The sequence below is a fragment of the Deinococcus pimensis DSM 21231 genome (assembly GCF_000519345.1).
Lineage (GTDB): Bacteria > Deinococcota > Deinococci > Deinococcales > Deinococcaceae > Deinococcus_A > Deinococcus_A pimensis.
This window is the reverse complement of record NZ_KI912650.1, coordinates 40,985-44,396: the sequence shown is the minus strand read 5'-3', so window position 1 is coordinate 44,396 and position 3,412 is coordinate 40,985. Positions and strand designations below refer to the sequence as shown.

Genomic DNA, 3,412 nt, shown 5'->3' with positions numbered 1-3,412 from the left:
CCCCGGCGCGGCATCGGCGACACGGCCGTCGCGAAGCTCTCGGAGTGGGCGGCGCGCGAGGGCGTGAGCGTCCTCGCGGCGTGCGCGCAGGCCGACGAGATCCTGGAGCGCGGCGCGGCGAAGGCGGTGGAGTTCGCGAAGCTCATGTCGGAACTCGGGGACGCGGTGGAGGCGTACCCGCCGGAGAACTTCCTGCGGCTCGTGATGGACGTGACGGGCTACGTGGACATGCTGCGCGCCGAGGGCACCGAGGGGCAGGCGCGGCTCGAGAACCTCGAGGAGCTCGTGGTGGCCGCCGAGGAGTGGTCGCAGAGCACCGAGGGCGGCGGCACCATCGCGGACTTCCTCGACGACGCGGCGCTGCTGTCCAGCGTCGACGACGCGCGCGCCAAGCGCGAGAACAACAACGCGGACGCCCCGGAGGACAGCGTCGTCCTGATGACCCTGCACAACGCCAAGGGGCTGGAGTTCCCGGCGGTGTTCGTGGTGGGTCTCGAGGAGGGCCTGCTGCCCAGCAAGAACAGCCTCACGGAGGCGGGCGGCATCGAGGAGGAGCGGCGCCTGTTCTACGTCGGCATCACCCGCGCGATGGACCGCCTGACCCTCACGGCGGCGCAGAACCGCATGACGTTCGGCAAGACCGTCAGCACGGAGGACTCGCGGTTCCTGGAGGAGCTCGGCGGGGGCTTCGAGTCGGTGGACGTGTACGGGCAGCAGGTGGAGTACCGGAAGACCACCTGGCGCGACTACCGCCCGACGGTGCCCGCGCCGCCCGCCCGCAAGGACACGTCTCCTATGACGGAGGGCATGGCGTACCGCGGCGGGGAGAAGGTGCGCCACCCGAAGTTCGGGGAGGGCCGCGTGCTGGCCGTGTCGGGCTTCGGGGACAAGCAGGAGGTGACCGTCGCCTTCGAGGGCTCGGCGGGGATGAAGAAGCTCCTCGTGCGCTTCGCGAATCTCAGCCCGGCCTGACCGCGCGCTTCAGGGCCCGCCGACGGGTCCCGGGGGCGTTTCCGTCCCGCCCGGCGTGGCCGTGAGGCGCCGGATCTCCTCGATGGCCTCGCGTTCGGCGTCGCTGACCTGCACGCCGCCGAAGCCGAGGAAGCCGCCCTCCTTCGCGGCGCCCGCGACGCGCTCCGCGACGCGGACGAGCAGCGCGCCGTACGCCTCGCGGTCCTCGGGCGTGGCCTTCGTCGTGACGAGCCACATCACCTGCCGGACCGCCTGAAGGGCCTCGTCGCGCGCCGCCTTCGGATCTCTCGGGGTGGCCTGCGGGCCCGCCGCGTCCCGCTGGGCGCGCAGTTCCTCCGGCGTGGTGTGCTCGTACGCGTCGGCCATCGCGGCGAGCAGGGGCGTGGTGGGATGGCTCGCGATGAGCGCGCGGATCTCCTGCGTGATCGCCGTGGCCTCCGCGAGGACGCCCGTGAGGCCGCTGGGGCTCGCGAGGATCACGGCCAGCCCCGCCCGGCTCGGCCCGTTCATGACGTTGAACCACTCCTGCGGTTCGAAGTTCTCCCTGACGTTCACGTCCACCTCCGTGCGGCCACCTTACCGGGCGGGCGGGGCGTTCGCCCTTCTCACGGCGTTCATGCTTGCGTGTACATTGGTCCGCATGGCCGACTGGTTGCAAGCCGTCATCCTCGGAATCGTCGAGGGTCTCACCGAGTTCCTGCCCGTCTCCTCGACCGGGCACCTCATCGTCGCGTCCGACCTGCTGCGCTTTCGCGAGCCCGCCGGGGCGGAAGGCACCTTCGAGATCGTCATCCAGGGCGGCGCGATCCTCGCGGTGCTCGTGTACTACTTCCGCGACCTCGTCCGTCAGCTCGGCGCGATCCGTACGGACCCGGGCGTGCGGCGCATGTGGCTCGCGGTGGTCGCGGCGTCCGTCCCGGCGGTCGTGGTGGGCTTCCTGGCGGGGGACTTCATCAAGGCGCGGCTGTTCACGCCGACGGTGGTGGCGTGGGCGCTGATCGTGGGCGGCGTGCTGATGTACCTCATCGAGCTTCGTCCGCGCCGCGCGGACACGCACGAGCTGGAGCGCGTCACGGTGCGGCAGGGCTTCCTCGTGGGCGTCATCCAGTGCCTCGCGATCCTCTGGCCGGGCTTCTCGCGCAGCGCGTCGAGCATCCTCGGCGGGATGTTCCTCGGCCTGGACCGCCCCACCGCCACGAGGTTCAGCTTCTACCTGTCGATCCCGACGCTGGGCGGCGCGACGCTCTACGACCTGCTCAAGCATCTCGACGTCCTCGGCGAGGCGGGCCTCTCGAACATCGTGATCGGGTCGGCGGTGTCGTTCGTGACGGCGTACCTCGTGATCGGGTGGCTGCTGCGCTTCGTGTCGCGCAACGACTTCCGCGGCTTCGCGGTGTACCGCGTCGTCGCGGGGATCGCCATTCTCGCGCTGATCTACTCGGGCGTCATCCAGAACGCGATCCGCGCCTGACGCGCGGCCCCCGTCGCCCGCCTCCCGACCGGGGAGGCGGGCGTGTCCGTGCACGCATGACGCTCCCTTGAGCCTTCCTCACGGCGGGCGCGCGCTCCGTGCCGTTACCCTGACCTCATGACGCTCTTCCAGAACCCCGGCCAGGGTGTGCAGACCGAAGACATGGACCTCTCGGTGCTCCGTTACGGCGCGCGTGACGCGGGCCTCGCCACGCACGAGGTGGACCTCGCCAGGGTCAGGGACGAACGAACGCTGCTGAACGAGCTGGGCAACTCGCTGGGCCTGCCGGGCGGCATCGGCTGGGACGCGTTGGGGGACGCGCTCGCCTCGGCCGGGACGGGGCGTGTGCTCGTCCTGACGGGCTGGCCGTCGTTCCGCAGCGACCACGCGGACCTCGCCGCGCGCGTCGAGGCCCTCGTGCGCGAGGCGCAGGCCTCGGGCGCGTCGAAGCTCTACGCGTTCGGCGTCCATTAGCGCGCGCGGCGACACCCGGCGCGCGTCCGGGGTGCTATCTTCGTTGCCGTGCTGATCCTGGGCATCGACACCTCCTGCGACGACACGGGCGTCGGCGTCGTGCGGCTCCGCGAGGGCCGCGCGGAGGTCCTCTCGAACCGCGTGTGGTCCCAGACGGTCCACGCGAACTACGGCGGCGTGATGCCGGAACTCGCGTCGCGCGAGCACGTGGAGCGCATCGACGCCGTGACGGTGGACGCGCTGCGCGAGGCGGGCGTGGGCGTCCACGACCTGGACGCGGTCGCCGCGACGAGCGGTCCCGGCCTGGTCGGGGCGCTCCTCGTGGGGCTCACGTACGGCAAGGGCCTCGCGCAGGGACTGAACCGGCCCTTCTACGCCGTGCATCACCTGGAGGGCCACATCTACGCCGCCGCGTCCGACGCGGCGATCGAGGGGCCCTTCCTCGCGCTGGTCGTGTCGGGCGGGCACACGCACCTCTTCGACGTGCCGAGCACC

The 3,412-nt window shown here is 71.7% G+C and carries 5 protein-coding genes; 4 read left to right on the top strand and 1 reads right to left on the bottom strand.

The window, feature by feature from the left end:
• On the top strand, nt 1–972 hold a 972-nt coding region (locus tag DEIPI_RS0114160), incomplete at its 5' end, for a 3'-5' exonuclease (protein ID WP_027482195.1).
• Between the two features lie 9 nt (nt 973–981).
• Here the strand turns inward: DEIPI_RS0114160 and DEIPI_RS31215 are convergent.
• Nucleotides 982–1,527, bottom strand: coding sequence for a hypothetical protein (locus DEIPI_RS31215; protein WP_045234356.1), 546 nt, complete (start codon nt 1,525–1,527; stop codon nt 982–984).
• An 85-nt stretch (nt 1,528–1,612) separates the two neighbouring features.
• On the opposite strand from DEIPI_RS31215, the gene DEIPI_RS0114150 reads away from it, so the two are divergent.
• From DEIPI_RS0114150 to DEIPI_RS31205, 3 genes are all read left to right on the top strand, one after another.
• On the top strand, nt 1,613–2,443 hold the full coding sequence (locus tag DEIPI_RS0114150) for an undecaprenyl-diphosphate phosphatase (protein WP_027482194.1): 831 nt from the start codon (nt 1,613–1,615) through the stop codon (nt 2,441–2,443).
• Nucleotides 2,444–2,560: 117 nt separating this feature from the next.
• Complete coding sequence (locus DEIPI_RS31210; RefSeq protein ID WP_045234346.1) at nt 2,561–2,917, top strand: barstar family protein; 357 nt, start codon at nt 2,561–2,563, stop codon at nt 2,915–2,917.
• Between the two features lie 48 nt (nt 2,918–2,965).
• The coding region (locus DEIPI_RS31205; protein WP_483782852.1) for a tRNA (adenosine(37)-N6)-threonylcarbamoyltransferase complex transferase subunit TsaD at nt 2,966–3,412 on the top strand (447 nt) is incomplete at its 3' end.

Bases quoted from the DNA above. Each gene is read 5' to 3' on its own strand.
- DEIPI_RS0114150 (WP_027482194.1), top strand. From the start codon at position 1,613: ATGGCCGACTGGTTGCAAGCCGTCATCCTCGGAATCGTCGAGGGTCTC.
- DEIPI_RS31210 (WP_045234346.1), top strand. From the start codon at position 2,561: ATGACGCTCTTCCAGAACCCCGGCCAGGGTGTGCAGACCGAAGACATG.